The following is a 26898-nucleotide window of genomic DNA, read 5'->3' on the forward strand; positions in this document are numbered from 1 at the left end:
TGCCTCCTTAATCCCAGGCCGAAACCGGTGTGGGTGCGACGGGTTGCAGATCCACTTCCGGCAGGACAATCCATACACCGGCCGGCAATACCGGCCCCCACTCGGCCAGCTTCGGATTGAGTCGCCAGAGCGCCTCTTCGGCGACATCGTCACAACGCTCAAGCTCGCGGTACAGCAACAGATTCACCGAATCACCGGCAATACTTCGAACCCTACGCATTGGCGAACTCCGTCAATTCAATCACCCAGCCGACCACCATCGCCGTGCCGTCATCAATGACCTCGGTCTGGGTTTCCGACACCTTGTTGATCTGCCACAGCCCCCAGTTGCGGCCGATGCCGTCAACCAACGGCACAGGAATGCGCTGCGCCTGTAATGCACGCAGCTCATCGAGCCGATCCATGGCGGTCGCGTACATCGATTTGCCGGTGATGGTCAGCCCTTGCAGTCCTTGACCGACCTGACTGGATTTGGGTTTGCTGGTGAGGATGTCGATGCTTTTCCAACCACCGTCCGAAGTGCGGACCAGGGAGTGGTAAGCGAAGTTTCTGGACAGACCGAAAATGAAACTGCCCAGTGCCATTTGCTGACGCATCACGTACCTCCGTCGGTCAGAGCCGCATCACTGCGCATGGCGAGTGAGTTGGGCATGGTTGTCAGTGCGAATTGAGCCGAGAGCTGCTGTACCACCAGGTTGGCCAACTGACTGGCACTGGCCTGGTCCTGGCCGTTGATGTAGATGTTTGCGGTCATGGTGTTTTGTTGTGTGGCTGTCTGGGTGCTGGTCAGGTCTTTGCTGACCTGGTCTGGAGCGGCGAGTCTGTCGGTGGGGGCGACGAGCTTTTCCCCCAGAGACGCCCCGGCATCGCTCCCCAACCAACTGCCCAGCAGTCCGCCAATCAAGCCACCAATGGCAGTGCCGATCACCGGAACGACACTGCCCAAAGCGGCACCGCCCGCAGCCCCGGCAGCAGCGCCGGCCCAGCCGCCACCGGCGGCTCCCAGGCCTGCGCCCATCATTCGTTTGTCGCCGGTAAGCACACCCTCGGCCACATCAGCGACGGCGCCGACTACTTTTAATGGACCGGGCGCCTTGCGAGTCATCGAGCGTAATGAGGCCGTTGGCGCGAATGAAGAACGCCCCGCGTCTCCCCCTGAGCCTCGTGTACTCACGCTTATTTTCGGTCCTCTCGTGGATTCGGAACGCTGGCTGGCATTGCTTGTATCCAGCTTGTTCGCACGAGGATTTCTGAAGTCTTCGGAGATCACCTCACCCAATCGGCCGGGAAGGTGTGGGGCAGCCCGACCTAACACCCGCTTGGCCACCTGACTGGACATCTCATCCACTACGGCCTTGAGCAGCACACCCACCAGCGGTTTGAGCGCCGCGCCTATCACCACAATGGCTGCGGTGGCTTTAGGTGAGGACTCAGCCAACTCACTCATGCCATCGGCCAGCGAACCCAGCCACTGGAACGAGGTATCCGCCGAAGGCATCAGGGCATTTCCCGTGGCCACCGACAGACGCTCGCTGCGGGCGTTGAGGATGTTCAGTTGGCCTTGATGGGTTTTCGATAGCGCCAACGCGTCCTGCCGCACCGAGCCGTCGTTGCCCAATTGCGACGTGGCATATTGGCTTGGGTCTTTCACCTGCAAGAAGGCGGCGTTCACATCGGGCAGTTTCTGCGCCATGCGCAGCACCGCCTCATCGCCATTGCCGAAGAGCGTGGCGGCGAGGGCCGTGCGCTTTTCGGCCGGTTGTGCGTTCAAGGCCGCCAGCACCGTCATTACCGTGCCAGACGCCGTGTCCTTGTCACGCAAACCGCTCGCCACCGCCATGGGCGCCAGCCCCAGCTGTTTCCAGGCCGTTTGCTCGGTGGCGGAGGTCTGCTCACCCTTGCCCAGGGCCGTCGTGAAACTGTCCAGTGCCACGCCGGCTTCAGCTTGTTGGGTACCGGTATTGAGCAATGCCGCCGTCAACGCGGCGGCTTGTGCAGGGGCCAGGCCCACCGCCGTCGCAGCCGCACCGTCACGCTGCAAGACCGCACCGATCTCAGCCGCTTTCGCACCATTGGGTAATTTGCCCAATTGGTTGGCGGCATCCGCCAAGTCAAAGGCTTGCGCGCCGCTGAGCTTCATGGAGAGGCGCCAGTCCGCCAGCATTTCGGCGGCCTTCATGGCCGGCATCTCGAACGCCGCCGCGGTGACGCCAGCATCCGAGGCGAAATTCGACAGGAGCAACTGTCGCTCCGAGGCATCGTGCACTTCGCTACCGATGCCTTTCCTGGCCGCCAGGCTTTGCATCCTCACCACGTCAACCGCCGTGGTGCCCCCGGCCGCCACCAGCGGTGCGGTGGCGATCTGCTGGGTTGACTCAGCCACCTGTCGAATCTGACGCGGCCCAAATTGGGTGGCCTTTTTCAGATCGGCCATGGCCGAATCCATCGCTATCGCAGGTTTGAGCAGCGTCGGTGGTTCGATACCGGCACCCGACTGACCCTTGGGCTCACTGGCCGACTCGCCCTTGGCGCCGGCGACCATCGTTTGGGAGAACAATCGTTGCGCCGACAGTTTCACGGTCAGCGACTCAATCGCCGTGGTCAGCAACCCGAGTTTGAGCCCGAGTGATTCCAGCACCAGATCGAGGCTCGACAGCTGATCCCCGGCGAACGCACCTTGCGATGCCACACCACTCGTGAGGCTGGTATTACCGAACGCCAGCCCACTCTCATTGAAGACTGCGTATTTGAGCGAATATTTATCGTCCGCCATCCCGCGCTACTCCTTTTTCACGCCAAGGCGAGTGATCGCGATGTCGTAACGACGTAATGCCTTGCCGACGTCCCACTCCAGAATCTCTGCCTCACTTACTGCGTAAATGAGCGGCACCACATCGAAGATCACTTCGATGTCGCGCTCCGAAAGAAGTCCGCCGGTTTGTTTAAAAAATCGTCGATGCGTACCTGAAGTTGTGTCCAGTCGGGCACGGTCAGCAGATCCAGATCGGGGATCATCAGGCCGGTGCAATGGGCGGTGATGAACTCGGCGCGTTCCTTGGCCGTCTTCAGTTTTTTCATCGCCTTGGTCGCTCGCAGCACGGGCATTTCCAGGGTCAGCGAGGTCAGGCTGCGGCCAGCGACGTTGAGCGGTTGGAGCAGTTGTATCTGGTCGGGGTCCACTGCTGCGCCATCCGTTGATTCCAGGAAGTGGGACGTCGGGCGAGTGGACATTTCGTGCACGTACTGCGCAATGCTCACGTAGTCCGGGCGCTTGAGCTGATCCAGCTCCTTGATCGACAGGCCGGTGGCGAGTTTGGCCAATTCGAAAAACTGATCGTCCTCGTCATCGCCTGCACGGGCCAGGGCGTCTTTCTGTGCGGCGTAGAACAAGGGTTTGAGTTCGAGCTGCTCGATCTGCGCCCCGTTATCACCAGTAATCGGCGACAACAGGGCGTGAACAGGAGGTGTCCAGGACATGAAATGAATTCCTTGGTGAATACTGGGGAGGGTGCTGCGCAATGCCAGTCAGTGCCGCAAATCTCTGGCTGCGCAGATACCCCTGTGGGAGCGGGCTTGCTCGCGAAAGCGGTGGATCAGGCAACATTGTTGTTGAAGCTGATGGCCTCTTCGCGAGCAAGCCCGCTCCCACAGGAATTGCGTTCAACTGCCAGGCATTTGCTTAGGGCAGCAGCACCGCACGGCGGGCATCGCCGAGGATGTCGACGCCGTTGAGCACGAACTTCTGAGTACGCACGTCGATGTCGATCACCGGGACACCATTTTCCAGACGGTTGTAGGTGCGGCAGGCCAGCTCAAGTGTCGTGGTGGGTTTGTCGCCCATCTTCAGCTTGGCTTCTTCCAGGGATTTGAGCTTGCCGCCGACGGTGTGGTAGGTGAACCAGGTGTTGCCATCCTGATCCTGGCCGGCTTCACGCACGTTCAGCAGAATGTCATCGCCCAATTGCACCCCCAGGGCGAGCATGATTTCCGGCCCGGCCCCTTGCAGCACAAGGCTAGCGTTCAGCACCTTGCCGCTCTTGGCCATTTCTTCGGCGATGAAGCGCCCGCCGGTCATCGCTTCCATGTCGAACTCGATCTTCGGCGGGGAGAACTCTTCCACGGTCGCCGACAACGGCAGGCCTTGCAGGGTGGCCGCGATGGCCTGTCTTACGCGGTTGGTAAACATTAGAGAACATCCTCCAGGAACTGCTCGATGATTTCATCGCGGGCGTTGAGTTGATAAATCATGTGTTCGTTCGGCGCGTAGCGGCCGTAGTCGATGACCACGTACCAAGTGCCGTTCTTGTACTTCTCGACACTGTTCAGTTCCGGATGCAGGTACACGCTGCCGCCGGGGATGGTTTCGTCGGCGACCAGGGTTTGCAGCCAGTCGTTGATGCGCTTGACCTCCTGGTCCATGAACGACTTGGTCAGGTTCTTGGCCATGGCCTTCTGCCCGGCTTTGACCAGCTTGCGGCTGATGGCATCTTCAAGGCCGACGTAGCTGATGAACTTGCCGGTGACGGAACGGTTACCCAGCAGCGAGAAGCCGCCGAGAATGGTCCGGGCGTAGTAGCAAACGCCGTAGCGGTTGAGCAGATCGCCCTCGGTGGAGGTGTCGAGGATGTTGTATTCCACGGTGCGCGAGACGTCTTCAGCGTAGGTGACCTGGTTGCCCGGGCTCTCCCATTGCTTGACCTTGGCGAGCGCGGCGATGGCCAGGCTCGACGGCGCCAGGAAAACGTTTTTCTTCGCCGCCTTGGAGTACACCGCCGGCATGTTGTGCACCACCAGGCAACGGTCGAAACCCAGGTCCGCGCCGCCCAGTTCCTGGCTGTAAGTCACTTGATCAGCAACCGCGGCGTCCTTGCCGTCGAGCACCACACGCGCCTTGATGCGCTTGCCAAACGAGGCGAACTCGCTCGCTACCGCCTTGGTGCCGGTGAAGCCTGGCGCGCCGATGATGGTCAGGTCTTCAGCGACCCCGCTCAACGCCGCCAGACCGAGCTTGCGACCGGTCTCGGCTTCGATGCCGCCGATGACATTGTTCAGCGTGTCAGCCGGCGTGGCGCCCTCTTCGACAATGACCACATACACCGGCACCTTGACCACTTTGAGAATCTGATAAACCGCCTGAAACAGCGTGCCCGCCTCGGCGCCGGTCGGGTCCAGTTGGGACTGGGTGGTGAAGCTGTTGATGCGGAACGGGGTGTTTTTCGGAATCAGCGGATTGGCATTCGGCGCGGTACCGACCAAACCGATGACGTTATCACCCAGGCCACCCATGGCCTCGGGGGATTCAGTGGCATTGACGGTAATGCCGTTGTGCTCGAAGTTCAAAACCTCAGCCATGGTTATTCAGCCTTCTTGGTGGTGGCCTTTTTGGCCGGGGTGGATGCAGAGACCGGTTCGCCCGTCTCGGTTTTTTTCAGTTCCAGGCGACCGGCGCTGCGCAAGGCGTTGGCCTCGACGTCGAGCAGGTCGAGTTCCTGCCCAACGCTCGACCAATGGCCGCCGCCGGTGGGGAATGGGAGGAGCACGGTGTAGGTTTGGCGTGGTGCCATTTGGGGTTCTCCAGATACGAAAAAGCCCCGTGGGTGCGGGGCTGTTGTCAGGTTTTTTTGATGTGTTGCGCAAAAGAAAACGCCCCGTTGGTGCGGGGCGTTTATTGGGGGTGTTTGAGCAGCCAGGACGGCGCTATTGGACGCTGATCGAACAGCGGGAACTCTTTCCCCTCCGGCCAACTGCGTAGCGCTCGCCGAAAAGCTTGAAGCTCCAAGTACTGTTCGACAGAAAGAGTGGTCTCTGAAACCTCCTCCAACTCGTCCCGATGCCGGGCAACTATGCCATCGGTCATGACAAGCTGAGCGTCACGCCATATACGCTCAACGCCTGCTAGAGACTCATGCGATTGCGTAGGTGGATCGACCAGTATCGGATAACCAGTTTCGCCACTTGAAATCCGCTTCCCTGTGGACTGCCCCTCATGAAGCTCTGCATACAGCTTTTGGGTTATTTCAACCGCGTCCTGAGGAATTTGCTCAGCGGAGTGGATCGAATCATCATAAAAACCACCCGTTGTTTTGCTCGAAAAAAGAGTCATTTTTTTACCTCGTACTCAACAGCACCGGTATCCAGGATTGGTGAGTCAGTTGTTAATTGAGTAGGCATTCTTCTGTCCCTCAATAACCGATGGCTAATAGAAAGATGGCATCACCACCGGCCGCCAATTGACTAGCTATGGTGGCTGACACATTAGGACTTCCAGAAGTGGGATGAGCACCGCATGCATACATACTTGTGCCAGAGGCCGACGCGTCATTACTCGCGAACACACGAAAAACTGCATTAGGGAACGCTATCGGGTAAGTCCATGTGCCAAACCCATTTGTAGTTCCGGCGACGCCCCACTGAATGATCAGACCGCTAGGGAGCTTTTGGTAGCCATTGCCACTGAGACGGGAGCCAAACTGCCCGCTATGTTTATTGAGGTGAGATCCACCGACCATTCGCCAGCCTGATCCGACGTTCACAAGAGTGATTGAATCAAGCGCGTCAATTGAAAACGAGGTGATGGTTGAACCCGTTGCGCCTACGTTGGGACCTATAATGTCGGACCCAGCCGCCGCAATAGTGGTATCAGCCACACCGGCAGAAAAATGAATCGTCGCTCCGGTTGGCAGCCCACTGATGGGTGGCAACGTAACAGTTTTACCAAGAAGTCCAGCGGCCCCTACCAGTAGGAAGCCACAATGCGCAGCCGTCAGGCTGATCGTATCGGTAATAGCTATAGCGGCACTAAGATTACCCAGAGCTCGTTGCACAAACAGGTTGGTAGCAAGCTTGTTCGTGTTATCAAACTGAGCCCCTGTTTGAGCTGTAGGCGTTCCTTGGAAAGCGGGGGAATTAACCGGCGCAAATCCATGAGTGATGTTCTGAAAATTCAGCCCCGTAGTGCCCAGAACAATCGCCCCATCCGTAACCAACTGCCAGATCGTATTGGCAAGCGTCGCGCCCTCCTCCACCGAGACAATCAATCCCGAAGTAACCTCGGCATTCGCATCAGCATCCTTTGCCCGAACCCAAGCGCCGTTCGCGGCAACGTAGATACCATTGTCTTTCGCCAAGGTCTGGGATTTAACAAGCACCCGATTCCCGGCAACCACGGCAACACCATCAATCGCCTGCGCACCACTCAAAACAATGTTGGCCGTCGTCGCTACCCGCACAGACTGTTTTCTGTCGAGCTTGGCGAGTTCGTCAGCGACATAGCTGGCAACCCAAGCCCGCGTCGCCTTGACGACCGTATCGTCAATCAACAACGTCACCAACTCAGCATTACTGGTCTCAAAAATCGACCGAATGTAAAACTCTTTCCCTGACCCCGAAGTCGCCAACACCGGTTTGAACGACTCCGGATATTTGACGATGGCATAAAGAATCCCGGTATCGGTCCAGATCCCTGCCTCACGTACATACCAGCCGCCCACGTCGGGCGGGATGGTGACTTCAGCCAGCAACCAGCTCGGGTTTTGCTCATCCTGGAACAGCGCATTGAGCGGCCCGCGCCACACTTCGCGTTTAAGCGCCGTGGCGGTGGCGGCCGGGTTGTAAACCTCGCCGCCACCGTCACCGACGGAAATCTGCGACAGCTTGATCGGTGTGCCCGCCGCCTTGCAGGCGGTTTCGTAGGCGATCCCCGCATCGGTGAGCAGGGTGTAATAGTCGGCCATTTAGGACCCCTGTGGATAAATAGTGGAGGTTTCGACGGTGTAGAGCGCGGCGGCCATGAAGGCCTGGCCCGAGGCTTCAAGCCCTTCGATGACAACCGGATAAACCGTGGTGAGTTCGCCGCACAGCGTGGCGGCGCCAATGACGTGTCTGCCGAATGCCCTCAAACCAACAGAGACCGTCAAGGTGTCGCGCTCGCTTTTGGCATCGGCCAGACGGCGATCGAGACGAGCATCGATGGCTTCGCTGTAGGGCTGTTCGGTAAACGCTCTGACAGAAAAGCTGTAGGGTGGGCCAGGCGGCGTTTGCTCATGCCACGCGCGCACCTCCGGCATCAGTTGCAAGCCCTTGGCGGCGTTTTCCAGCGCCTTTCGCGTTCCGGCTTGCCGTGCGGTGGGCCAGGCGAGTTCAACTGTCAGGCGCTTTTCGGCCTCGGGTGCCGCGGAACTCCACTCACTGACCCCGCGATCCGCCGCCAGATACGGCAGAAAAGCCACGGGCGTTGCGAGCGGGTTCATCAGTTCGGGAAACGGCGGATCGATGCGCTCCAGCAACCGGGCGAAACCCAGATCGAGCGCTCTTTCCAGCGGCGAACTGTTGACCGGCAGCAGGCTCGGGCGAGGTGTGTCGTCACTCATAACGTATCCACCTCGACCTCGACGCCCGTGCAGTACGGGGCTTGAAAAGCCGTCGTCACAATCGGATCGAGCGGTTCAAGAATCTGCAGCTGAACCGCACCGGCGCTGTGCAGCGTGTAGTCGATCCAGCTCGGGTCCACTCGGCCCTCCAAGTGATGACAAGCCTCGGCGTACGCCTGCAACTGCTGCTCGGCAGCAATCTTGGTCAACCCCGAATCCGGGCCGGCGTGGATCTTCGCCAGAACGCGGATTTTGTAGGGTTTGATTTGCGCGGGCTGGACGATGACCAGATCCGTCTCCGGTCGCACATCAGGCCGGGCGAAGTGCTGGCGAACACCGTCGAGCAGCGTCTGCGACGGCGTGCCATCGCCCTCGCGGGACAGTACCGTGACAGTGACTTCACCCGGCGCGGTGCGGCGTCCGTTACCGTCCTTGACCTGCGCCGCATAGCCATCCGGGTTGAAGGTGTAAGTGACCGTCACTACACCCGTCGTGGCGTTTTCCACCTTCACCAACGGCCGCTCACCCAGGGTGAATATCTCCCGCCGGTACTGCATGCGCGAGCCCGCCGCCGGGGCATGGGGCGCCAGGTAGTAGCGCAAGCGGGCGTCCTCATCGCTTTCGTAAATCGGCTCGACAGGTGGAAACGCCGCCGGATCGCCCGGATCAAGCAACTGACGCTCAAGGCCCATGTCCGCGAGGCGGGCATCCAGATTCGTCCCTGTGGCCCACCACGCCAGCATCTGCTTGATGCGGGCGTTGTATTTGCGTTCGTGGGTTTGCAGGCGGACGCAGAAGGCCTCCAGGGCCAGGGTCAGCAATTCGCTTTCGTTTTCCAGGCTGTCCACAAGCTTGGCCGCGCTCTCGGGAGAGCGAGCGCCGACGTACTCGACCACGAAGGTCTTGAATTCGGCGAGCAAGTCCTCGAACGCTTCGACAGTGACGATTGCCGGTTCGGCCAACTGGTTCTGGCCGGGTATCAACATGCTCATGTCACTACCTCGAAAGTCTGTTTGCGGTTTTTCCAGGTGCCGGCGAAGCGCAACAACAAGCCGGCGCCCTGTCGGCTGGCGACAATGACCTGCGGCTCGAAGTCGCCGATGCCATTGTCCGGGTTATAGAACGCTTGGGCTGCGTGGCTCTGGGCAAGAATCAGCACGTCATCGCCGAGGTTCTGCCCGAGCAATTGCGTGAGGGCGCAGCCATATAAAGGGCGCTTTTGCCGAGTGCCCAACGGCGTGGTCAGCGCCCGGGTGGCGCGTTGCACGAACTGCAGCCAGTCGTCGACCGTGGCGCCGGTATTTCGATCGATTCCAATCATGAGGAAATCTCTTATGCGGTACTGATGACGCGCCCCTGGTGGTCCACCACCGGGCCGCTCAGGTGCACACCGGACGCGTCGAGCCGCAGGCCGACGGCGCCCAGTTGCAATTCGATGGCCTGCGGCGTCATTACCAGCCTCGCCGGGCCAATGCTTAAGTCGAGGGACTCACGGGAACCGGCGAACGCCGCCGGGCCATTTTTCCAATGCAGGACATGACTGGCGTGGTCGTAGCCGTTTTCCGAACCGTCCTGATAGAGACGACGCGTCAGCGAAGCCTGTGTCGAGACGGGTGGAAACTGACCGCCGTTGAGGCCGAACAAGGCCACCGACTGCCCACCGCTCTCACCGCCGCCATGGTTGAGCAGCAAACACTGCTCGCCCACCGAGGGGATGCGCGACTCGCTCTGTTCGCCAGCACTGGGATTGAAAAAACGGATCGCCGGGGTCAACAACTCGCCATGGCTGACCTTGCAGGTGTTGCTGGCCGCGTCGACCTCCTGACAAACGCCGATGCGACAAAAACTGTCGGCGCGTCGGTGCAGGTCCTCCAGCTCGGTTTCCATCTCGGCCAGACGCTCGATGAGCGGCCCCAGATGCATCCGTAACAGCGCATCAAACATGGGTCAGTCCTCGAGTGCGGTGTATTGAGCCGGGTCGTCGATGTCCGACACTTCCCAGGTCCGGGCAAATTTCGGGATGCCCAACGGGTCCTCCAGCAGCGTCGGGCCGAGGTAGAGGGTTTGGGTAAAGGAAAGGGTCCAGGCGGTGTACGCCCGAGCTTCGTGGGTGAACGTGGATGCGATGCCTTCGATGTTCATGGGCAGGTCGCATTGATCGCCCGGCAGATTCCAGCGGTTATTGACGACCAGGTGCTTCAACTCACTGGCCAGATCGGAGGCCGCCAACGCTGTACCGGGCAACACGACCTGCATGGAAACCGTCAGGTCATGCGCGATACGTCCATCGTTGGCCCGGTTGCCCGGCGCATCCCGCTCAAAAGCGATCAACACCCAGGGTTGATCGCCAATACCGTCGAAATCCTGGAGCGTGCCGGCCCGCAAACCGGGAACAGTGGTACGCAGGGTTTCGGCGATGGCGGTAAACAGCTGCGAAGGTTTTTCGATGATGGGCATTGATGGCCTCCTGTTTTTATGGCGACGCGAGGATCAGCCGCCGCTCACTGTTGGTCGTGGCGAGAATCACGCGGCGGCACTTCGCAAACGCCAATGCGCTTGGCAACCCATCGCTCATAAAGACCGATGGCCACATCGGCACCGGCCATGGCGGTCAAACAGCCCAGCGCGCCGGCGCTCCAGATCGACAGGCCAAGGGCATACAGCAGCATGATTGCCGAGACGCCGCAGACCATGCAGGCGCCGGAGCGCAAGGCCAGGCGGCGCAACAGCGACCAGCCGCGGGCGCCCTCTTTGTCGGCACGCCACATCTCGCCGGACACCCCGCCCACCAGGGCGAGCACGATGACCAGCCAGATCGGCATGTCCAGCAACGCTTGTTGCTCGTTTGTCATGTCACGCCTCCTGGGGGTGATGGATGAAAGGTGTGTATTGGGTTCAAACGATGTCTCTTGAGGTAGGCATTCCAAAAAGCCCGGGGTGAACCGGGCTTTTCAGTAATGCGGTCCTTCGCCTTCCCTGGCCGGTGGCCTGTAGGAAGTTGATCTTTCGGCGCGACTGGCGCGGTACGGATCCATTCAAATTGTTTTTCCGACCGCGGTCCCTGCCCGCCGGATAACTGCTTCTGGTGCTTTACGCTGCACACCCGGGTCAGTTGCCAACCCTCTGAACCGTTAAGGCCGGTTCATCGCTGCCTGTTGGTGGAACTAAAGAGCTTTGTTGCCAGCCGCTTTGTCGAGCGGCTTGGACACAGAATATGCATGCATGCATATACAGTCAATGCGTAAATGCATTTATTTATGCGCAGCTCATGCATCAACGCATCGCCGTTCAATGGATACGGGGGTTGGGCGATTTTCAGAGGCGAAAAAAAACCCGCACGGTGGCGGGTTTTATCTGACAGCGAGAGGGTTAACGGGCGTACATGCCCCACCAGAAGACGTGGCCTAGGATGACGATTTGCTCATCCTGCATTTCCTGGAAGGTGTAGTCCTCATCCGGGTGCTCGTCGCGGTTGAAGCTACGCAGGCGGATGCCGGTGGGCAGACGATAAAGCTGCTTCACCCGCAGTTGGCCGTTGTGATTGATGGCGTAGAGGTCGCCGTCGACGATGTCGCCGATCCCGCATTTGCCTGCATTCACACCGACCGTGGCGCCGTCGCGCAGCACCGGCAACATGCTGTTGCCGCGAACGGTCACGCATTTGGCCTGGTCGAACTGCACGCCGTTATGCCGCAGGCTGCGCTTGCCGAAGCGCAGGCTTGAGCGCTCGCTTTCCTCGATGACGAATCTTCCTGATCCAGCAGCCAATTCAACCTCACGCAGAAAAGGGACCGACACCTCGTCGTCCTCGACGGGTGTTTCGTCGTCCCAAAGGCTTATGTCCTTGAGTTCGGAATGCGGCTCGTCGCGACGGCTATTGCCCGCGGGCGAAAGGTCCGCGCGCCCGCGCAACTGGTCGGTGCTCACGGCGAAGTATTCAGCGATCTTCGAGATGTGTTTATCCGAAGGATCGACGATCTTGCCGCTGAGAATCCGCGAGAGGGTGGACTGAGGCACGCCGGTACGCCGGTGAAGCTCCGTGGGGGAGATCCCGTGCTGATCGAGCAATGCTCTTAATACGGTAGAAACGTTGCGTTTTTGCATAACGCGCATAGTGCTTGTTCTTTTCGTAGAAGACAAATGCTGTTTTGCATAAATATGGGATACCGCTCACTTGAAGCATATTCAGTCCATTGTGGCGAGGGGATTTATCCCCGCTGGGGCGCGAAGCGGCCCCAAAATGCCGCAGCCGGTGTGTCAGGCAGATTGAATGACTCTAGGGGCTGCTGCGCAGCCAACGGGGATAAATCCCCTCGCCACAAGAGCTTGCTGGTCACGGGGGAATTCCCCCTACAGCTTCTTGGGAAATCCCTCGATCCGCGTCCTTCAAATGTGCGACGCCAAGCTACATCGCCTTGCGCCTCAGCCTACGACTGCGCCAGAATTCGCCGGCTTGTTCACCTTGGATCCCATCGGTACTTTGGTTCCTGTCACTGCCCATCAGTGATCGGGTTTAGTCGCTCGGTATTCCAAGGTGCTCACTGCTCCATTCAGTCAGGTATTCCCTTTTCCTGCACTCGATGGTGGCTGTGCGCAGGGCGCCCTCGGGCGCGCCGGTTCCTTGGATCCCCGGTCGACTAACCTGCGTACAGCTGCCACCCCCTCGTTTAGTCGCGAGTGAGTGGTGGCTCAACTTCAAGGATCCATAAATGCCAAAGAACACACCGAATCCCCCAAACGATCACATCTCCCACAGCCAGTCTGCCAACGCCAAGAAACTCGACGAAGCCGCCACCCGAGCCTTGGACTATTACCTCAAGCCGAAAGCCGACAAAGAAACATCCGACACCCTCGACACCCTTTTCATCATCGCCCCTAACATCGACGCCGAATGCCTGCTCGCCAACCTCAGCGAAACCCTGGCCTCGGCCAATGCCATGGTCAGTGACCTGGCGTTCGACCTGCAGGGCTCGCGCCGGCATATCGCGCTGGGGGTCCAGCAGATGATTGAGCTGGGGCAGTTGTTGGCGAATCGGGCGTTGGATGTGGTTGAGCCGAGGTAGGCATCCATATGGGAATGAGCCACCTCGCGATAGCAATTGTGTCAGCTACGAAAGTGTTGAATTCACCGCCGCCTTCGCGAGCAAGCCCGCTCCCACAGGGGAAACGCGGTTCCACCAAGAACCAGGCCGGCTATCAGGCCGCCTCGCGGTGGACGTTGATCTCGGCGCCCCATTAACCACGCTGGCTGAACGAAGGTATTGCGCAGTGGGCAACCCGGCATGGATGCCGGGTTAGCCGCGCTGGGCCATGGATGGCCCTTCGCGGCGGCCCACGGAGCGATGCCTTCGTTCAGGCATGCCGAGCCTAGGCGAGCACCGAGTGGTGGGGCAAAAGCGCTTTGCTTACTTTCGCCTGGGCCGGCTTCCGGCTTTTCGAAAGTGAGCCGCCGTAAGGGCGGAACCATAAGCAGCCGTTACCGCAGCAACGGATATGCACACAATCCCAAACGCTGGGTCGCACCAGACCGCCCATGTTAACCTTGCGCCCATCGCGGAAAAGCCGGGCCAATGCCCCTCCTTTTGCCCCACACCTTTCAACGAGCCTCCCTGACACCCATGAATACAGCCGTGAACGACCTGTCCTCCCACACGCCGATGATGCAGCAATACTGGCGATTGAAGAATCAGCACCCCGATCAGTTGATGTTCTACCGCATGGGCGACTTCTACGAGATCTTCTATGAGGATGCGAAGAAGGCCGCCAAGTTGTTGGACATCACCCTGACGGCGCGTGGGCAATCGGCGGGCATGGCGATTCCGATGTGTGGGATTCCTTACCACGCGGCGGAAGGTTACCTGGCGAAGCTGGTCAAGCTCGGCGAGTCGGTAGTGATCTGCGAGCAGGTCGGCGACCCGGCCACCAGCAAAGGGCCGGTGGAACGCCAAGTCGTACGGATCATCACGCCGGGTACGGTCAGTGATGAAGCCTTGCTGGATGAACGCCGGGACAACCTGATCGCCGCCGTGCTGGGCGATGAACGCCTGTTCGGCCTCGCCGTGCTGGACATCACCAGCGGCAACTTCTCGGTGCTGGAGATCAAGGGTTGGGAAAACCTGTTGGCGGAGCTGGAGCGGGTCAATCCGGTTGAATTGCTGATCCCGGACGACTGGCCCAAAGACCTGCCGGCGGAAAAACGCCGTGGCGTGCGTCGTCGGGCGCCGTGGGATTTTGAGCGCGACTCGGCGCTGAAAAGTCTCTGCCAGCAGTTCTCCACCCAGGACCTCAAAGGCTTCGGCTGCGAAAACCTGACCCTGGCTATTGGCGCTGCCGGATGCCTGCTGGCCTACGCCAAGGAAACCCAGCGCACCGCCCTGCCCCACTTGCGCAGCCTGCGTCATGAGCGCCTGGATGACACCGTGGTGCTGGACGGCGCGAGTCGACGCAACCTGGAACTGGACACCAACCTGGCCGGCGGGCGCGACAACACCCTGCAATCGGTGGTCGATCGCTGCCAGACCGCGATGGGCAGCCGTCTGCTGACCCGTTGGCTGAACCGTCCGTTGCGGGACCTGACGGTGCTGCTGGCGCGCCAGAGTTCCATTACCTGCCTGCTGGATCGTTATCGCTTCGAACAGTTGCAACCGCAGCTCAAGGAAATCGGTGACATCGAGCGGATCCTGGCGCGGATCGGCCTGCGCAACGCCCGCCCCCGTGACTTGGCGCGCCTGCGCGATGCCCTCGGAGCCCTGCCCGAGCTTCAGGTGGCGATGACCGACCTGGAAGCGCCGCACCTGCAACAACTGGCGCGCACCACTCGCACTTACCCGGAGCTGGCCGCGCTGCTGGAAAAAGCCATTATCGATAACCCGCCGGCGGTGATCCGTGACGGCGGCGTGCTGAAAACCGGCTACGACGCCGAACTCGACGAGCTGCAATCGTTGAGCGAGAACGCCGGTCAGTTCCTGATCGACCTCGAAGCCCGGGAAAAAGCCCGTACGGGCCTCGCCAATCTCAAGGTCGGCTACAACCGCATCCACGGTTACTTCATCGAATTGCCGAGCAAACAGGCTGAACAGGCGCCGGCTGACTACATTCGCCGCCAAACCCTCAAGGGTGCCGAGCGCTTCATTACCCCGGAACTCAAGGCCTTCGAAGACAAGGCGCTGTCGGCCAAGAGCCGCGCCCTGGCCCGGGAAAAGATGCTCTATGAGGCGCTGCTCGAAGACTTGATCAGCCAACTGCCGCCGCTGCAGGACACCGCCGGCGCCCTGGCGGAGCTGGACGTGCTGAGTAACTTGGCCGAACGCGCGCTCAACCTGGACCTCAACTGCCCGCGGTTTGTCAGCGAGCCGTGCATGCGCATCAGCCAGGGTCGTCACCCGGTGGTCGAACAGGTATTGACCACGCCGTTCGTGGCCAACGACCTGAGCCTGGATGACAACACCCGCATGTTGGTGATCACCGGTCCGAACATGGGCGGTAAATCCACCTACATGCGCCAGACCGCATTGATCGTGCTGCTGGCCCACATCGGCAGCTTCGTGCCGGCGGCCAGTTGCGAATTGTCCCTGGTGGACCGGATCTTCACCCGGATCGGCTCCAGCGATGACCTGGCCGGCGGGCGCTCGACCTTCATGGTGGAAATGAGCGAAACAGCGAACATCCTGCACAACGCCACCGAACGCAGCCTGGTGCTGATGGACGAAGTCGGACGCGGCACCAGCACCTTCGACGGCCTGTCCCTGGCCTGGGCGGCGGCCGAACGCCTGGCGCACCTGCGGGCCTACACCCTGTTCGCCACCCACTATTTCGAACTGACGGTGCTGCCAGAAAGCCAGCCACTGGTGGCTAACGTGCATCTCAATGCCACCGAGCACAACGAGCGCATCGTGTTCCTGCACCACGTGCTACCCGGCCCGGCCAGCCAGAGTTACGGCCTGGCAGTCGCGCAACTGGCCGGCGTACCGAGCGAAGTCATCAGCCGTGCTCGCGAGCACTTGAGCCGGCTGGAAACCACCAGCTTGCCCCACGAAGCACCGCGCCCGAGCAAAGGTAAACCGGCTGCTCCGCAGCAGAGCGACCTGTTCGCCAGCCTGCCGCATCCGGTGCTCGATGAACTGGCCAAAGTGGATCTGGACGACCTGACGCCACGTCGGGCACTTGAATTGCTCTATACATTGAAGACACGGATCTAACGCACGGGCTTGCAAGCTGTTAGAATCTCGCGCGGTTTGGGATGCTGCGGACTTTTAGCCTGGTCCGCAGACTATCGCTCCCGAACCTACGCCCCCACGTGAAGGGGCGCAGCACGCCGCGCCTGAGGAGAGAATTAGAATGACCTTCGTCGTCACCGACAACTGCATCAAGTGCAAGTACACCGACTGCGTAGAAGTCTGTCCGGTGGACTGCTTTTACGAAGGGCCGAACTTTCTGGTCATTCACCCGGACGAGTGCATCGATTGCGCCCTGTGTGAACCGGAATGCCCGGCGAACGCCATTTTCTCGGAAGACGAAGTGCCGGCCGGCATGGAAAACTTCATCGAGCTGAACGCCGAACTGGCGGAGATCTGGCCGAACATCACCGAAAAGAAAGACGAGCTGCCAGAAGCCAAGGAATGGGATGGCAAGCCAGACAAGCTCAAAGACCTCGAACGCTGATATCACCCTGCGTTCGTCGAAAAAGGCCCCTTGCGGGCCTTTTTGTTTTCTCGAATTCACTAAATCGCAGGCAAAAAAAAGGGGCGGTTTGACCCGCCCACATTTTTTCCCTAATCCCTTTGATCCTTTTCATCGTCCTGATGAATCGCGTCCTGCGATGTCCTTCCTTCCCCATCGTCCGTGACAGGTGTGTCTGTCCGTCGACACAGGACTGATATTAGTATTTTCCTCGGCGAGTGCAATTGGCCTCACACCGTCGCCCGGCCCTGTCACAGCACTGAAATACAGATAAATACCCTTATATATCAATAAGATATGAAAAATACGACGACCTTTATAGTCGTCTATCCCTCCGCCGGCAAACCAAACGCTTACGCAACACTAGGCAAAAGCTTACACACCAAGACGACAAACAACGTAAGCACTGCAACAGCCGCCACAGAAACGAAAAAGCCCCGAACCAGTCAGGGCTTTTCCTATTACGCTCGCGTTCCTGTTTATTGGAACAACGACTCGCTCGACAGGCCGTTCTTCTCCAGGATCTCCCGAAGACGCTTGAGGCCTTCGACCTGAATCTGCCTGACCCGCTCACGGGTCAGCCCGATTTCCAGGCCCACATCTTCAAGGGTGCTGCTTTCATGACCGCGCAAGCCGAAGCGGCGAATCACCACTTCCCGTTGCTTGTCCGTGAGCTCCGAGAGCCACTGGTCGATGCTCTGGGACAAGTCATCATCCTGGAGCAGCTCGCAAGGGTCGGTAGGTCGGTCATCGGTGAGTGTGTCCAACAGGGTTTTATCCGAGTCCGGACCCAGTGAGACGTCAACCGAAGAAACCCGCTCGTTGAGCCCAAGCATGCGCTTGACCTCGCCCACCGGTTTTTCCAGCAGGTTGGCGATCTCTTCGGGCGAGGGTTCGTGGTCGAGCTTTTGGGTGAGTTCACGGGCAGCCCGCAGGTAGACGTTCAGCTCCTTGACCACATGGATCGGCAACCGGATGGTCCGGGTCTGATTCATGATCGCCCGCTCGATGGTCTGACGAATCCACCAGGTCGCATAGGTCGAGAAACGGAAGCCTCGCTCGGGGTCGAATTTCTCGACAGCGCGAATCAGCCCCAGGTTACCCTCTTCGATCAGGTCCAGCAGCGACAGTCCACGATTGACGTAGCGTCGGGCGATTTTCACCACCAGGCGCAAGTTGCTTTCAATCATGCGTTTTCGCCCGGCCGGATCGCCACTTTGCGACAGACGCGCAAAATGAACTTCTTCCTCGGGGGAGAGCAGCGGCGAGAAGCCGATTTCGTTGAGGTACAGCTGAGTGGCGTCCAGCGCCCGTGTGTAGTCGATGTACTTATGTTGTTTAAGCGAAGCGGAGTGTCTGGATTTGGCACGAACGGAAGGTGGAGTCGCCCCTTCATCATTCGACATCGAATCCATAGCGATGCCGGTCTCCATAAGGAGAACCTCATCGTCGATGTCAAACTCCGGCACTTCTTTACTGAGAGCCATTGTTATAGTCCTTTGGTGAGTTCGACCTCAAGCTCAAGCGACGCCTTTATCCTTGGCAACGCTGGAGCCTGTTCCCTCTACGTGACGGAACAGGCTGACAATCAAATCAACGACGTGGCAGGAATTGCAGCGGATCGACTGGCTTACCTTGTCGGCGAATCTCAAAATGCAGTTTCACCCGGTCCGTTCCCGTTGATCCCATTTCGGCAATTTTTTGCCCGACCTTGACCTGCTGCCCCTCCCGAACCAACAGCCTGCGGTTGTGACCGTAGGCACTGACGTAGGTATCGCTGTGTTTGATGATCACGAGTTCGCCGTAGCCCCTTAAACCACTCCCGGCGTACACAACCGTGCCATCAGACGCGGCTAAAACAGGCTGTCCCAAATCCCCGGCGATATCAATTCCTTTATTCAAACTACCGTTTGAAGAGAATTTTCCAATCAGAACGCCATTAGAAGGCCATCCCCAGCCGCTCGGGCTGGGGCCTGCCGCAGGGGTAGGAGCAGGTGCCGGTTTGCTCGCGACGGACGGTACTGTTGCCGTTGCAGCACCGACCGGACGGCGAATCACCGTGGTTTTACTCGACGACGAAGTCGTCGAACCGGACTGAGTGACCACCGCGGTAGGCGTTGAACCACTGCGCCCATCAAAGCGAATTCTCTGACCCGGATGAATCGTATAAGGCGCAGGAATGTTGTTTCGCGCAGCGAGGGCTTTGTAGTCCCAGCCATAGCGAAAAGCGATGGAAAACAGCGTATCACCGCGACGGACTACATACTGACCGGTCGTTACTGTAGGACGTTGAGGCGTTGCATTGGTGCGATCGACAACCCGGACGTTACCCGACGGGGTACTGGAGCAACCGACCAGCAAGGTACTCAAGACAAGGCCAGTCACCAGGCGCTGAAAGCTCGTGATACCCATACGCTGCGCAATGACTGTGAGACTCACCCGCCGCTCCCTTTGTGGTGGTTGAAAAATTGGAAACTGCCCATGCAGGCAACGGTATTACAAATACAGCTGGCCGCAACCCCACCTCTATTAAAGAAGCGCGAGGCGCTGGCGCACACGTTTGCTCGACGCCGTTGGAATCCGTTTAACCAAACAACGGTGACAAGATCAGTGCCGATGTAAGACACGACCCACGCTACGGAATTCAGCGTCTGTTTATAAATGCTCAGGCCAATGGCCCGTTAAGCAACGGAACGAAGCGAACCGCCCCCAGTACGTGGCGAGAAAACCCATGTTCTTCGCGCACGATCAGCATCAATTGCTGGACTTCACCAGCCCCCACCGGAATGACCAGCCGGCCGCCGGGCGCGAGTTGATCCAGCAAGGCCTGGGGCACATCAGTGGCCACGGCGGTCACGATGATGCCGTTATAAGGTGCCAAGGCCGGCCAGCCTTCCCAGCCATCGCCCCAGCGAAACACCACATTGCGCAGGTTCAGTTCCACCAGACGTTCCTTGGCGCGATCCTGCAGCACCTTGATCCGCTCCACGGAAAATACCCGCTCCACCAGCTGCGACAACACCGCCGTCTGGTAACCCGAACCGGTGCCGATCTCCAGCACCTTGTCCAGCGGCCCCGCCTCCAGCAGCAACTCGCTCATGCGGGCCACCATATAAGGCTGGGAAATGGTCTGGTTGTGGCCGATCGGCAATGCGGTGTCTTCGTAGGCGCGATGGGCCAAGGCTTCATCGACGAACAAATGCCGTGGGGTGCGGCGAATCACTTCCAGCACCTGGGCGTTGGAAAGGCCTTCTTCATAGAGCCGTTGAATCAGCCGCTCCCGGGTACGTTGGGAGGTCATGCCGATTCCGCGGCGCAGTATGTCGTCTTGCTCGCGAGCCATCAGCGCAGCCCCTCCAGCCAGCCATCGAGCGTTCGAAAAGCATCGTTGAAGGTGCGATCCAGCTGCAACGGCGTGATCGAGACATAGCCTTGCATCACTGCATGAAAATCGGTGCCCGGCCCGCCATCCTCGGCATCACCAGCCGCGGCGATCCAGTAACCGGCCTTGCCCCGGGGATCGACCACCTGCATGGGCTTGGCCGCTCGGGCACGATGCCCCAGGCGAGTGAGCTGGATGCCTCGGATGTGATCCAGTGGCAAGTTCGGAATGTTCACGTTCAGCACCGTGCGCGGAGGCAGGTCCAATTCGCCATGGGCCTCGACCAACTTGCGGGCGAAGTACGCGGCAGTAGGCAAATTATCGACTTGCCGCGAAACAAACGAAAAGGCAAACGACGGATGCCCGAGGAAACGTCCCTCAAGGGCGGCGGCCACGGTGCCGGAATAAAGCACGTCATCGCCCAGGTTAGCACCCAGGTTGATGCCCGAAACCACCATGTCCGGCTCACGCTCCAGCAAGCCGTTGAGGCCCAGGTGCACGCAGTCGGTCGGGGTGCCGTTGAGGCTGATGAAACCATTATCCAGATAACACGGGTGTAATGGTCGGTCGAGCGTCAGCGAACTGCTGGCGCCGCTTTTATCCTGGTCCGGGGCAATGACCACGCATTCGGCAAAATCCGCCAGCGCAGCATAAAGCGCGGCAAGGCCGGGTGCTGTCACCCCGTCGTCGTTAGAAATCAGAATACGCATGGGCTGTCCGTCTGCCCCACCGGCACCAGATCGACGAGTTCGCGCACCAAGACAGTGGCGAAACATCCGGCCGGCAGGACGAATTCCAGTTGCAGAATGTCAGGCTGGGGATAATGCCACGACAGGCCGCCAATGGGCAGTCGCAGGATGCGACGTTCGTGACTCATTCCCGCGTTTATCAACCAGTCGCGCAGGTCGGCTTCGCTCTCGGCGATGGCCTGTTCCAACTCAAAGGTCGCGCCGGCGGCAGGCGAAGGTCCCTCGCCCCACTGCGGCCCGGTCGGGTGCAGATCGAGGATCGCCAGGCGTGGATCGCTGCATTCAGCTTCACCCGCCGGGAAAAAGCTGCGGCTGTCGGTGAAGGCCAGCAAGTCGCCGACCTGCGCCTGCTGCCAGGTGCCGTCGGCAACCCGCGCCGCCAACACCCGGTTGAACAGAAAACTGCGGGCGGTGGACAACAGCCGTGAACGCACATTGCGCTGTTCCGGCAAAGCCTTGCGCACCGCCCAGGCGCGGGCATCGACGAGGTTACCGCCGTCATGCCCGAACCGTTGGGCGCCGAAATAATTGGGGATGCCCTGGCGCGTAATCTGTTGCAGCCGCGCCTCGATGGCGGCCACGTCACCCTTGAACTGGGTCAGGCGCAGAGTGAAGCCATTGGCCGAGTGCGCGCCGCGTTGCAGCTTGCGTTTATGGCGACCGGTCTTGAGGATCTTCAGCGTTTCGTTTTCTGCCGCCGACAGGTCCGGGTCGGCCTTGCCCGGCAACTGGACGCTGAACCACTGGCGGGTCAGCGCCTGGCGGTCCTTGAGACCGGCATAACTGACGGTGCGCAACGATACGCCGGCGGCCTTGGCAATTCGTCGGGCCGCCTCTTCAGTGTTCAAACCGCGTTTTTCAACCCAGATCCATAAGTGCTCGCCTTCGCCCGTCAGCGGGATGTCGAGCACTTCATCGACCTGGAAGTCTTCAGCAGTGGCCTTGAGTACGGCGCTGCCCAGCGACTCGCCGTAGGCACGGGGGCCCAATAGTTCAAGTTCGGTCATGGGCGCAGCAACAAGGCAACGCTATGAACGGCAATGCCTTCTTCGCGACCGACGAAACCCAGCTTCTCGGTGGTGGTGGCTTTTACGTTGACCTGGTCCAGCTCGACTTGCAGATCCTCGGCAATCAACCGACGCATCGCTTCGATGTGCGGCGCCATTTTCGGTGCCTGGGCGACGATGGTGTTATCGACATTGCCGACTGTCCAGCCCTTGGCGTGGATCAGCGAAACGACATGGCGCAGCAGCACCCGGCTGTCGGCGCCCTTGAATTGCGGGTCGGTGTCGGGGAAATGTTTGCCGATATCACCCAGCGCGGCCGCGCCCAGCAAGGCGTCGCTCAAGGCGTGCAGCAGGACGTCACCGTCAGAATGCGCGAGCAGCCCGAAGCTGTGTGCAATACGCACGCCGCCCAGAGTAATGAAGTCGCCTTCAGCGAAACGGTGAACATCGTAGCCGTGGCCAATACGCATATAAAAAACGCCCCGATTTTTGTCAGGGCGTGATTCTACCTGCATTCAGCGTAGGGAGCGCCCTCAATTAGCTCCCCCGCCAAGGGGAAACCGACTAAGCGCCCCCTAAAGCGTGGGCATGATGTTGCAAGTGATCCTCAATGAAGCTGGCGATGAAGAAGTAGCTGTGATCGTAGCCCGGCTGCAAGCGCAGTTCCAACGGATGACCCGCGGCCCTGGCCGCTTGCTGCAGGGCTTCGGGCTTGAGCTGGTTGGCCAGGAAATCATCGCGGTCGCCCTGATCCACCAGCAACGGCAGCTTCTCGTCGGCTTCGGCGATCAATGCACAAGCATCCCACTCACGCCACTTCGAGCGGTCGTCCCCCAGATAACGAGAAAACGCCTTCTGACCCCACGGGCAATCCATCGGATTGTTGATCGGCGAAAAGGCCGACACCGAGTGGTAACGCCCTGGGTTACGCAAGGCGCAGACCAACGCGCCGTGGCCACCCATGGAGTGACCACTGATGCCGCGCTTATCCGAGGCCGGGAAATGCGCTTCGACCAAGGCGGGCAATTCCTGCACCACGTAGTCATGCATCCGATAGTGCCGCGCCCACGGTTCCTGCGTGGCATTCAGATAAAACCCCGCCCCCAGGCCGAAGTCCCAGGCACCGTCCGGATCGCCCGGCACGTCGGCGCCGCGTGGGCTGGTGTCCGGCGCAACAATAATCAGGCCCAGTTCGGCGGCCATGCGCTGGGCGCCGGCCTTTTGCATGAAATTCTCGTCGGTGCAGGTCAATCCGGACAACCAATACACCACGGGCAACTTGCCGCCCTGCTCGGCCTGGGGCGGCAGGTACACGGCAAACACCATGTCACAACCAAGCACTTCGGAACGATGCCGGTAACGCTTGTGCCAGCCGCCGAAGCTTTTCTGGCAGGAGATATTTTCAAGGCTCATGACCGACCTCAGAAATGAATAACGGTACGGATGCTCTTGCCTTCATGCATCAGGTCGAACGCCTTGTTGATATCTTCCAGGCCCATGGTGTGGGTGATGAAGGTATCCAGCGGAATCTCGCCCTTCTCGGCCATTTCTACGTAGCTTGGCAATTCGCTGCGCCCGCGCACGCCGCCAAACGCCGAACCGCGCCAGACGCGACCGGTCACCAACTGGAACGGACGGGTGGCGATTTCCTGACCCGCCCCGGCCACACCGATGATCACCGACTCGCCCCAGCCCTTGTGGCAGCATTCCAGCGCGGCGCGCATCAGTTGGACATTGCCGATGCACTCGAAGGAAAAGTCCACGCCACCGTCAGTCATGTCGACGATGACTTCCTGGATCGGACGGTCGAAATCCTTCGGGTTGACGCAATCGGTGGCCCCCAGTTGCTTGGCGATTTCAAACTTGGCCGGGTTGATGTCGATGGCAATGATGCGCGATGCCTTGGCTTTCACCGCACCAATCACTGCCGACAGGCCAATGCCGCCCAGGCCGAAGATCGCCACGGTGTCACCTGGCTTGACCTTGGCGGTGTTGAGGACCGCACCAATACCGGTGGTGACGCCGCAACCCAGCAGGCAGACTTTTTCCAGCGGCGCTTCTTTGGGGATTTTCGCCACGGAAATTTCTGGCAATACGGTGTATTCGGAGAACGTCGAGGTCCCCATGTAGTGGAAAATCGTCTCACCCTTGTAGGAAAAGCGCGAGGTGCCATCCGGCATCAGGCCTTTGCCTTGGGTGGCGCGAATCGCCTGACACAGATTGGTCTTGCCCGACTTACAGAACTTGCACTGCCCGCACTCAGGCGTGTACAGCGGAATCACATGATCGCCCACCGCAACCGACGTCACACCTTCGCCGATGGCTTCGACAATTGCGCCGCCTTCATGGCCGAGGATCGAGGGAAAGATCCCTTCCGGGTCAGCGCCCGACAAGGTGTAGGCATCGGTGTGGCAGACACCCGAGGCCACCACACGCAGCAACACTTCGCCCGCCTTGGGCATGGCGACGTCGACTTCAACGATTTCCAGGGGTTTCTTGGCCTCGAAGGCAACGGCCGCGCGTGACTTGATCATGGGAGTCTCCAGCAAATAAAAACAAGACAGGGAGTGTAATCCCTCACCGGACGATGAATAATCCAACCAAAAGCAAAACATTATTGCTGTACAGGGATAATCATTCATGTCCGAGAACCGCTGGGAGGGGATTGACGAGTTCGTCGCCGTGGCCGAATGCAGCCAATTCACCGCTGCCGCAGAACGCCTGGGCGTTTCGTCTTCTCACATCAGTCGACAAATCGTACGGCTCGAAGAGCGTCTGCAGACACGACTGCTGTATCGCAGTACCCGCCGGGTCACCCTGACCGAGGCCGGCCAGACGTTCTTGCAGCATTGCCAGCGTTTGCAGGATGGACGCGAAGAAGCACTGCGAGCGGTGGGCGACCTCACCAGCGAACCCAAGGGCATGTTGCGCATGACCTGTGCCGTGGCCTACGGCGAGCGGTTCATCGTGCCGCTGGTGACGCGGTTCATGACGCTTTATCCGCAATTGCGGGTGGACATCGAGTTGAGCAACCGCCCCCTCGATCTGGTTCACGAAGGCCTGGACCTGGCGATTCGCCTGGGCCGTTTGCAGGACTCACGCCTGGTTGCCACGCGCCTGGCGCCACGGCGCATGTACCTGTGCGCATCGGCGTCCTACCTGGAGCGCTACGGTCGCCCCCATAGCTTGTCGGAATTGAGCCGCCACAACTGCCTGATCGGCAGCTCCGATCTCTGGCAACTGGAGCAAAACGGGCGGGAATTTTCCCAACGAGTGCAGGGAAACTGGCGTTGTAACAGCGGGCAGGCGGTGCTGGATGCAGCTTTGCAAGGGGTGGGGTTGTGTCAGTTGCCGGACTATTACGTGTTGGAGCATTTGCACAGCGGGGCGTTGATATCGCTGTTAGAGGCTCACCAGCCGCCGAATACAGCGGTGTGGGCGCTGTATCCGCAGCAACGGCATTTGTCGCCGAAGGTGCGCAAGTTGGTGGATTACTTGAAGGAGGGGTTGGCCCAGCGGCCGGAGTATCGGGGGTAACACTGGTTTTTATGTTATCTGAGCGATTGCTATCGCGAGCAGGCTCGCTCCCACACTGGATTTTCAGCGGCTACAAATTTTGTGTACAGCCAAAGTCCCTTGTGGGAGCGAGCCTGCTCGCGATGGCGATTTCACTTAATGGCGATTCGCCCAACGCTGGCGCAACCACTCCAGATCTTCAGGGCGTGTGACCTTGAGGTTATCGGCCCGCCCTTCGATCAGCCGTGGCGCTTGCCCCGCCCATTCCATGGCGGACGCTTCATCGGTAATCAGCGCATCGGCCACCAGGCTGTCAGCCAGGGCCCGGTGCAAGGCACCGAGACGAAACATTTGCGGTGTGTAGGCTTGCCAGATAACGCTGCGGTCAACGGTTTCCACTACACGGCCGTGTTTGTCGACTCGCTTGAGGGTGTCACGCGCCGGCACAGCCAAGAGACCGCCGACCGGATCATTCGCCAGTTCCCTGAGCAATGTGTCCAGATCGTCCCGGGCCAGGTTGGGCCGGGCGGCGTCGTGCACCAATACCCAGTCGTGATCATCGGCACCCTGCCCGTGAAGATGCAGCAAGGCATTGAGCACCGAATCCGAACGCTGTTCGCCGCCATCCACACGCTGGATACGCGTATCACTGGCACAGGCCAGGGTCGGCCAATAAGGGTCGTCGTGTGCAACACTGACCACCACGCCTTTTACGGTCGGATGATCGAGGAAACAGCCAAGGCTGTGTTCAAGAATTGTGCGCCCGCCCAGTTGCAGGTATTGCTTGGGACGGTCCGCGGCCATACGAGCTCCAACGCCCGCGGCAGGAATCACGGCCCAGAAGGCCGGCAAACGGATACTCATTGGGCCAACTGGTAGAGGGTTTCGCCCTCTTTAACCATGCCCAGTTCATGGCGAGCCCGCTCTTCAACGGTCTCCATGCCTTTTTTCAGCTCACTGACTTCGGCGTCCATCACCCGGTTACGCTCCAGCAACGCCTCGTTTTCGGCATGCTGTTCGGCAATCTGCTGAGTCAGGTCCGCCACTTGCGCCAAACTGCCATTACCCACCCATAGGCGGTACTGCAGGCCAGCCAGCAACAGGAGCAAGACAAGAAACAACCAATTGGGACTGCGCATCGAATCTCAGGTATCCAGTGAAAAAGACAGCCATGCCACACTTTGAAGCGTCTGATA

At 59.7% G+C, this 26898-nt stretch carries 30 protein-coding genes; 4 read left to right on the top strand and 26 right to left on the bottom strand.

The genetic code is table 11. From position 1 onward, the window contains the following. Positions 1-7 precede the first annotated feature (7 nt). The 16 genes from BMY45_RS21245 to BMY45_RS21320 all read right to left on the bottom strand — a co-directional run bounded on the left by BMY45_RS21245 (position 8) and on the right by BMY45_RS21320 (position 12473). Entirely contained in the window at positions 8-220 is a 213-nt protein-coding gene (locus BMY45_RS21245; protein ID WP_092401101.1) for a tail protein X, read from the bottom strand. After that, complete coding sequence (locus BMY45_RS21250; RefSeq protein ID WP_092401104.1) at positions 213-596, bottom strand: phage tail protein; 384 nt, start codon at positions 594-596, stop codon at positions 213-215. Before BMY45_RS21250 ends, BMY45_RS21245 begins: the two co-directional genes overlap by 8 nt. After that, positions 596-2773, bottom strand: a complete 2178-nt coding sequence (locus tag BMY45_RS21255; RefSeq protein ID WP_092401107.1) for a phage tail tape measure protein — start codon at positions 2771-2773, stop codon at positions 596-598. The genes BMY45_RS21250 and BMY45_RS21255 overlap by 1 nt, the downstream gene beginning before the upstream one ends. 128 nt (positions 2774-2901) lie before the next feature. Next, on the bottom strand, positions 2902-3477 hold the full coding sequence (locus BMY45_RS21260; RefSeq protein WP_092401110.1) for a phage tail assembly protein: 576 nt from the start codon (positions 3475-3477) through the stop codon (positions 2902-2904). A gap of 202 nt (positions 3478-3679) precedes the next feature. Then, on the bottom strand, positions 3680-4186 hold the full coding sequence (locus BMY45_RS21265) for a phage major tail tube protein (protein ID WP_092401113.1): 507 nt from the start codon (positions 4184-4186) through the stop codon (positions 3680-3682). Continuing rightward, positions 4186-5352, bottom strand: a complete 1167-nt coding sequence (locus BMY45_RS21270; RefSeq protein ID WP_092401116.1) for a phage tail sheath protein — start codon at positions 5350-5352, stop codon at positions 4186-4188. The genes BMY45_RS21265 and BMY45_RS21270 overlap by 1 nt, the downstream gene beginning before the upstream one ends. Positions 5353-5354: 2 nt before the next feature. Beyond that, positions 5355-5564, bottom strand: coding sequence for a hypothetical protein (locus tag BMY45_RS21275; RefSeq protein WP_092401119.1), 210 nt, complete (start codon positions 5562-5564; stop codon positions 5355-5357). Between the two features lie 101 nt (positions 5565-5665). Next, positions 5666-6103 carry a phage tail protein gene (locus BMY45_RS21280; RefSeq protein ID WP_092401122.1) on the bottom strand — a complete coding sequence of 146 codons (438 nt, stop codon included), beginning with the start codon at positions 6101-6103 and terminating at the stop codon, positions 5666-5668. 79 nt (positions 6104-6182) lie between these two features. Then, positions 6183-7733, bottom strand: a complete 1551-nt coding sequence (locus BMY45_RS21285; RefSeq protein WP_092401125.1) for a phage tail protein — start codon at positions 7731-7733, stop codon at positions 6183-6185. Continuing rightward, a complete protein-coding gene (locus BMY45_RS21290) occupies positions 7734-8369 on the bottom strand; it encodes a phage tail protein I (RefSeq protein ID WP_092401128.1) in 636 nt (211 codons plus the stop codon). Beyond that, complete coding sequence (locus BMY45_RS21295) at positions 8366-9361, bottom strand: baseplate J/gp47 family protein (RefSeq protein WP_092401131.1); 996 nt, start codon at positions 9359-9361, stop codon at positions 8366-8368. Before BMY45_RS21295 ends, BMY45_RS21290 begins: the two co-directional genes overlap by 4 nt. After that, positions 9358-9690 carry a phage baseplate protein gene (locus tag BMY45_RS21300; protein ID WP_092401134.1) on the bottom strand — a complete coding sequence of 111 codons (333 nt, stop codon included), beginning with the start codon at positions 9688-9690 and terminating at the stop codon, positions 9358-9360. The genes BMY45_RS21295 and BMY45_RS21300 overlap by 4 nt, the downstream gene beginning before the upstream one ends. 11 nt (positions 9691-9701) lie before the next feature. Beyond that, a complete protein-coding gene (locus tag BMY45_RS21305; RefSeq protein ID WP_092401137.1) occupies positions 9702-10313 on the bottom strand; it encodes a phage baseplate assembly protein V in 612 nt (203 codons plus the stop codon). 3 nt (positions 10314-10316) lie between these two features. Further along, on the bottom strand, positions 10317-10826 hold the full coding sequence (locus tag BMY45_RS21310) for a hypothetical protein (protein ID WP_092401140.1): 510 nt from the start codon (positions 10824-10826) through the stop codon (positions 10317-10319). Positions 10827-10870: 44 nt separating this feature from the next. Beyond that, positions 10871-11221 carry a phage holin family protein gene (locus BMY45_RS21315; protein ID WP_092401143.1) on the bottom strand — a complete coding sequence of 117 codons (351 nt, stop codon included), beginning with the start codon at positions 11219-11221 and terminating at the stop codon, positions 10871-10873. Between the two features lie 517 nt (positions 11222-11738). Next, entirely contained in the window at positions 11739-12473 is a 735-nt protein-coding gene (locus BMY45_RS21320; protein WP_092401339.1) for a LexA family transcriptional regulator, read from the bottom strand. A gap of 605 nt (positions 12474-13078) precedes the next feature. On the opposite strand from BMY45_RS21320, the gene BMY45_RS21325 reads away from it, so the two are divergent. The 3 genes from BMY45_RS21325 to fdxA all read left to right on the top strand — a co-directional run bounded on the left by BMY45_RS21325 (position 13079) and on the right by fdxA (position 17030). Continuing rightward, complete coding sequence (locus BMY45_RS21325; RefSeq protein WP_092401145.1) at positions 13079-13432, top strand: DUF6124 family protein; 354 nt, start codon at positions 13079-13081, stop codon at positions 13430-13432. Positions 13433-13999: 567 nt separating this feature from the next. Further along, complete coding sequence (mutS, locus tag BMY45_RS21335) at positions 14000-16567, top strand: DNA mismatch repair protein MutS (protein ID WP_177193377.1); 2568 nt, start codon at positions 14000-14002, stop codon at positions 16565-16567. Positions 16568-16706: 139 nt separating this feature from the next. Further along, the gene (fdxA, locus tag BMY45_RS21340) at positions 16707-17030 is read left to right on the top strand and encodes a ferredoxin FdxA (protein WP_092401151.1); all 324 of its coding nucleotides are present in this window, start codon (positions 16707-16709) and stop codon (positions 17028-17030) included. A 497-nt stretch (positions 17031-17527) separates the two neighbouring features. Here fdxA and rpoS read toward each other — a convergent pair whose 3' ends face one another. The 8 genes from rpoS to BMY45_RS21380 all read right to left on the bottom strand — a co-directional run bounded on the left by rpoS (position 17528) and on the right by BMY45_RS21380 (position 24720). Continuing rightward, complete coding sequence (gene rpoS / locus BMY45_RS21345; RefSeq protein ID WP_047227588.1) at positions 17528-18535, bottom strand: RNA polymerase sigma factor RpoS; 1008 nt, start codon at positions 18533-18535, stop codon at positions 17528-17530. A gap of 106 nt (positions 18536-18641) precedes the next feature. Continuing rightward, positions 18642-19487 carry a peptidoglycan DD-metalloendopeptidase family protein gene (locus BMY45_RS21350; RefSeq protein ID WP_092401154.1) on the bottom strand — a complete coding sequence of 282 codons (846 nt, stop codon included), beginning with the start codon at positions 19485-19487 and terminating at the stop codon, positions 18642-18644. A gap of 226 nt (positions 19488-19713) precedes the next feature. Continuing rightward, the gene (locus BMY45_RS21355; protein WP_161796107.1) at positions 19714-20349 is read right to left on the bottom strand and encodes a protein-L-isoaspartate(D-aspartate) O-methyltransferase; all 636 of its coding nucleotides are present in this window, start codon (positions 20347-20349) and stop codon (positions 19714-19716) included. Positions 20350-20390: 41 nt separating this feature from the next. Further along, complete coding sequence (gene surE / locus BMY45_RS21360) at positions 20391-21140, bottom strand: 5'/3'-nucleotidase SurE (protein ID WP_047227585.1); 750 nt, start codon at positions 21138-21140, stop codon at positions 20391-20393. Next, positions 21128-22186: a tRNA pseudouridine(13) synthase TruD gene (gene truD / locus BMY45_RS21365; protein ID WP_092401160.1), complete on the bottom strand. Its 1059-nt coding sequence runs from the start codon at positions 22184-22186 to the stop codon at positions 21128-21130. The genes surE and truD overlap by 13 nt, the downstream gene beginning before the upstream one ends. Then, positions 22183-22656, bottom strand: coding sequence for a 2-C-methyl-D-erythritol 2,4-cyclodiphosphate synthase (gene ispF, locus BMY45_RS21370; RefSeq protein WP_092401342.1), 474 nt, complete (start codon positions 22654-22656; stop codon positions 22183-22185). The genes truD and ispF overlap by 4 nt, the downstream gene beginning before the upstream one ends. A 94-nt stretch (positions 22657-22750) precedes the next feature. Next, positions 22751-23599, bottom strand: a complete 849-nt coding sequence (fghA, locus tag BMY45_RS21375) for an S-formylglutathione hydrolase (protein WP_092401163.1) — start codon at positions 23597-23599, stop codon at positions 22751-22753. An 8-nt stretch (positions 23600-23607) separates the two neighbouring features. Next, positions 23608-24720 (bottom strand): S-(hydroxymethyl)glutathione dehydrogenase/class III alcohol dehydrogenase, encoded by a 1113-nt coding sequence (locus BMY45_RS21380; protein ID WP_025212132.1) that lies wholly within the window; start codon positions 24718-24720, stop codon positions 23608-23610. Between the two features lie 106 nt (positions 24721-24826). Here BMY45_RS21380 and BMY45_RS21385 point away from each other — a divergent pair, with 106 nt between their 5' ends. Beyond that, positions 24827-25723, top strand: a complete 897-nt coding sequence (locus BMY45_RS21385; protein WP_092401166.1) for a LysR substrate-binding domain-containing protein — start codon at positions 24827-24829, stop codon at positions 25721-25723. Between the two features lie 135 nt (positions 25724-25858). Here BMY45_RS21385 and ispD read toward each other — a convergent pair whose 3' ends face one another. Next, entirely contained in the window at positions 25859-26566 is a 708-nt protein-coding gene (gene ispD / locus BMY45_RS21390; protein WP_092401169.1) for a 2-C-methyl-D-erythritol 4-phosphate cytidylyltransferase, read from the bottom strand. Further along, positions 26563-26841: a cell division protein FtsB gene (gene ftsB, locus BMY45_RS21395; protein ID WP_047227579.1), complete on the bottom strand. Its 279-nt coding sequence runs from the start codon at positions 26839-26841 to the stop codon at positions 26563-26565. The genes ispD and ftsB overlap by 4 nt, the downstream gene beginning before the upstream one ends. Positions 26842-26898 lie beyond the last annotated feature (57 nt).

This window comes from Pseudomonas sp. NFACC39-1, assembly GCF_900110355.1.
GTDB lineage: Bacteria > Pseudomonadota > Gammaproteobacteria > Pseudomonadales > Pseudomonadaceae > Aquipseudomonas > Aquipseudomonas tehranensis.

Bases quoted from the DNA above. Each gene is read 5' to 3' on its own strand.
- ftsB (WP_047227579.1), bottom strand. From the start codon at position 26,841: ATGCGCAGTCCCAATTGGTTGTTTCTTGTCTTGCTCCTGTTGCTGGCT.
- truD (WP_092401160.1), bottom strand. From the start codon at position 22,186: ATGACCGAACTTGAACTATTGGGCCCCCGTGCCTACGGCGAGTCGCTG.
- BMY45_RS21270 (WP_092401116.1), bottom strand. From the start codon at position 5,352: ATGGCTGAGGTTTTGAACTTCGAGCACAACGGCATTACCGTCAATGCC.
- fdxA (WP_092401151.1), top strand. From the start codon at position 16,707: ATGACCTTCGTCGTCACCGACAACTGCATCAAGTGCAAGTACACCGAC.
- BMY45_RS21265 (WP_092401113.1), bottom strand. From the start codon at position 4,186: ATGTTTACCAACCGCGTAAGACAGGCCATCGCGGCCACCCTGCAAGGC.
- BMY45_RS21285 (WP_092401125.1), bottom strand. From the start codon at position 7,733: ATGGCCGACTATTACACCCTGCTCACCGATGCGGGGATCGCCTACGAA.
- surE (WP_047227585.1), bottom strand. From the start codon at position 21,140: ATGCGTATTCTGATTTCTAACGACGACGGGGTGACAGCACCCGGCCTT.
- BMY45_RS21305 (WP_092401137.1), bottom strand. From the start codon at position 10,313: ATGTTTGATGCGCTGTTACGGATGCATCTGGGGCCGCTCATCGAGCGT.
- rpoS (WP_047227588.1), bottom strand. From the start codon at position 18,535: ATGGCTCTCAGTAAAGAAGTGCCGGAGTTTGACATCGACGATGAGGTT.
- BMY45_RS21290 (WP_092401128.1), bottom strand. From the start codon at position 8,369: ATGAGTGACGACACACCTCGCCCGAGCCTGCTGCCGGTCAACAGTTCG.
- BMY45_RS21295 (WP_092401131.1), bottom strand. From the start codon at position 9,361: ATGAGCATGTTGATACCCGGCCAGAACCAGTTGGCCGAACCGGCAATC.
- BMY45_RS21300 (WP_092401134.1), bottom strand. From the start codon at position 9,690: ATGATTGGAATCGATCGAAATACCGGCGCCACGGTCGACGACTGGCTG.
- BMY45_RS21260 (WP_092401110.1), bottom strand. From the start codon at position 3,477: ATGTCCTGGACACCTCCTGTTCACGCCCTGTTGTCGCCGATTACTGGT.
- BMY45_RS21245 (WP_092401101.1), bottom strand. From the start codon at position 220: ATGCGTAGGGTTCGAAGTATTGCCGGTGATTCGGTGAATCTGTTGCTG.
- ispF (WP_092401342.1), bottom strand. From the start codon at position 22,656: ATGCGTATTGGCCACGGCTACGATGTTCACCGTTTCGCTGAAGGCGAC.
- fghA (WP_092401163.1), bottom strand. From the start codon at position 23,599: ATGAGCCTTGAAAATATCTCCTGCCAGAAAAGCTTCGGCGGCTGGCAC.
- BMY45_RS21255 (WP_092401107.1), bottom strand. From the start codon at position 2,773: ATGGCGGACGATAAATATTCGCTCAAATACGCAGTCTTCAATGAGAGT.
- BMY45_RS21320 (WP_092401339.1), bottom strand. From the start codon at position 12,473: ATGCAAAAACGCAACGTTTCTACCGTATTAAGAGCATTGCTCGATCAG.
- BMY45_RS21325 (WP_092401145.1), top strand. From the start codon at position 13,079: ATGCCAAAGAACACACCGAATCCCCCAAACGATCACATCTCCCACAGC.
- ispD (WP_092401169.1), bottom strand. From the start codon at position 26,566: ATGAGTATCCGTTTGCCGGCCTTCTGGGCCGTGATTCCTGCCGCGGGC.
- BMY45_RS21280 (WP_092401122.1), bottom strand. From the start codon at position 6,103: ATGACTCTTTTTTCGAGCAAAACAACGGGTGGTTTTTATGATGATTCG.
- BMY45_RS21310 (WP_092401140.1), bottom strand. From the start codon at position 10,826: ATGCCCATCATCGAAAAACCTTCGCAGCTGTTTACCGCCATCGCCGAA.
- BMY45_RS21380 (WP_025212132.1), bottom strand. From the start codon at position 24,720: ATGATCAAGTCACGCGCGGCCGTTGCCTTCGAGGCCAAGAAACCCCTG.
- BMY45_RS21275 (WP_092401119.1), bottom strand. From the start codon at position 5,564: ATGGCACCACGCCAAACCTACACCGTGCTCCTCCCATTCCCCACCGGC.
- BMY45_RS21250 (WP_092401104.1), bottom strand. From the start codon at position 596: ATGCGTCAGCAAATGGCACTGGGCAGTTTCATTTTCGGTCTGTCCAGA.
- BMY45_RS21385 (WP_092401166.1), top strand. From the start codon at position 24,827: ATGTCCGAGAACCGCTGGGAGGGGATTGACGAGTTCGTCGCCGTGGCC.
- BMY45_RS21355 (WP_161796107.1), bottom strand. From the start codon at position 20,349: ATGACCTCCCAACGTACCCGGGAGCGGCTGATTCAACGGCTCTATGAA.
- BMY45_RS21315 (WP_092401143.1), bottom strand. From the start codon at position 11,221: ATGACAAACGAGCAACAAGCGTTGCTGGACATGCCGATCTGGCTGGTC.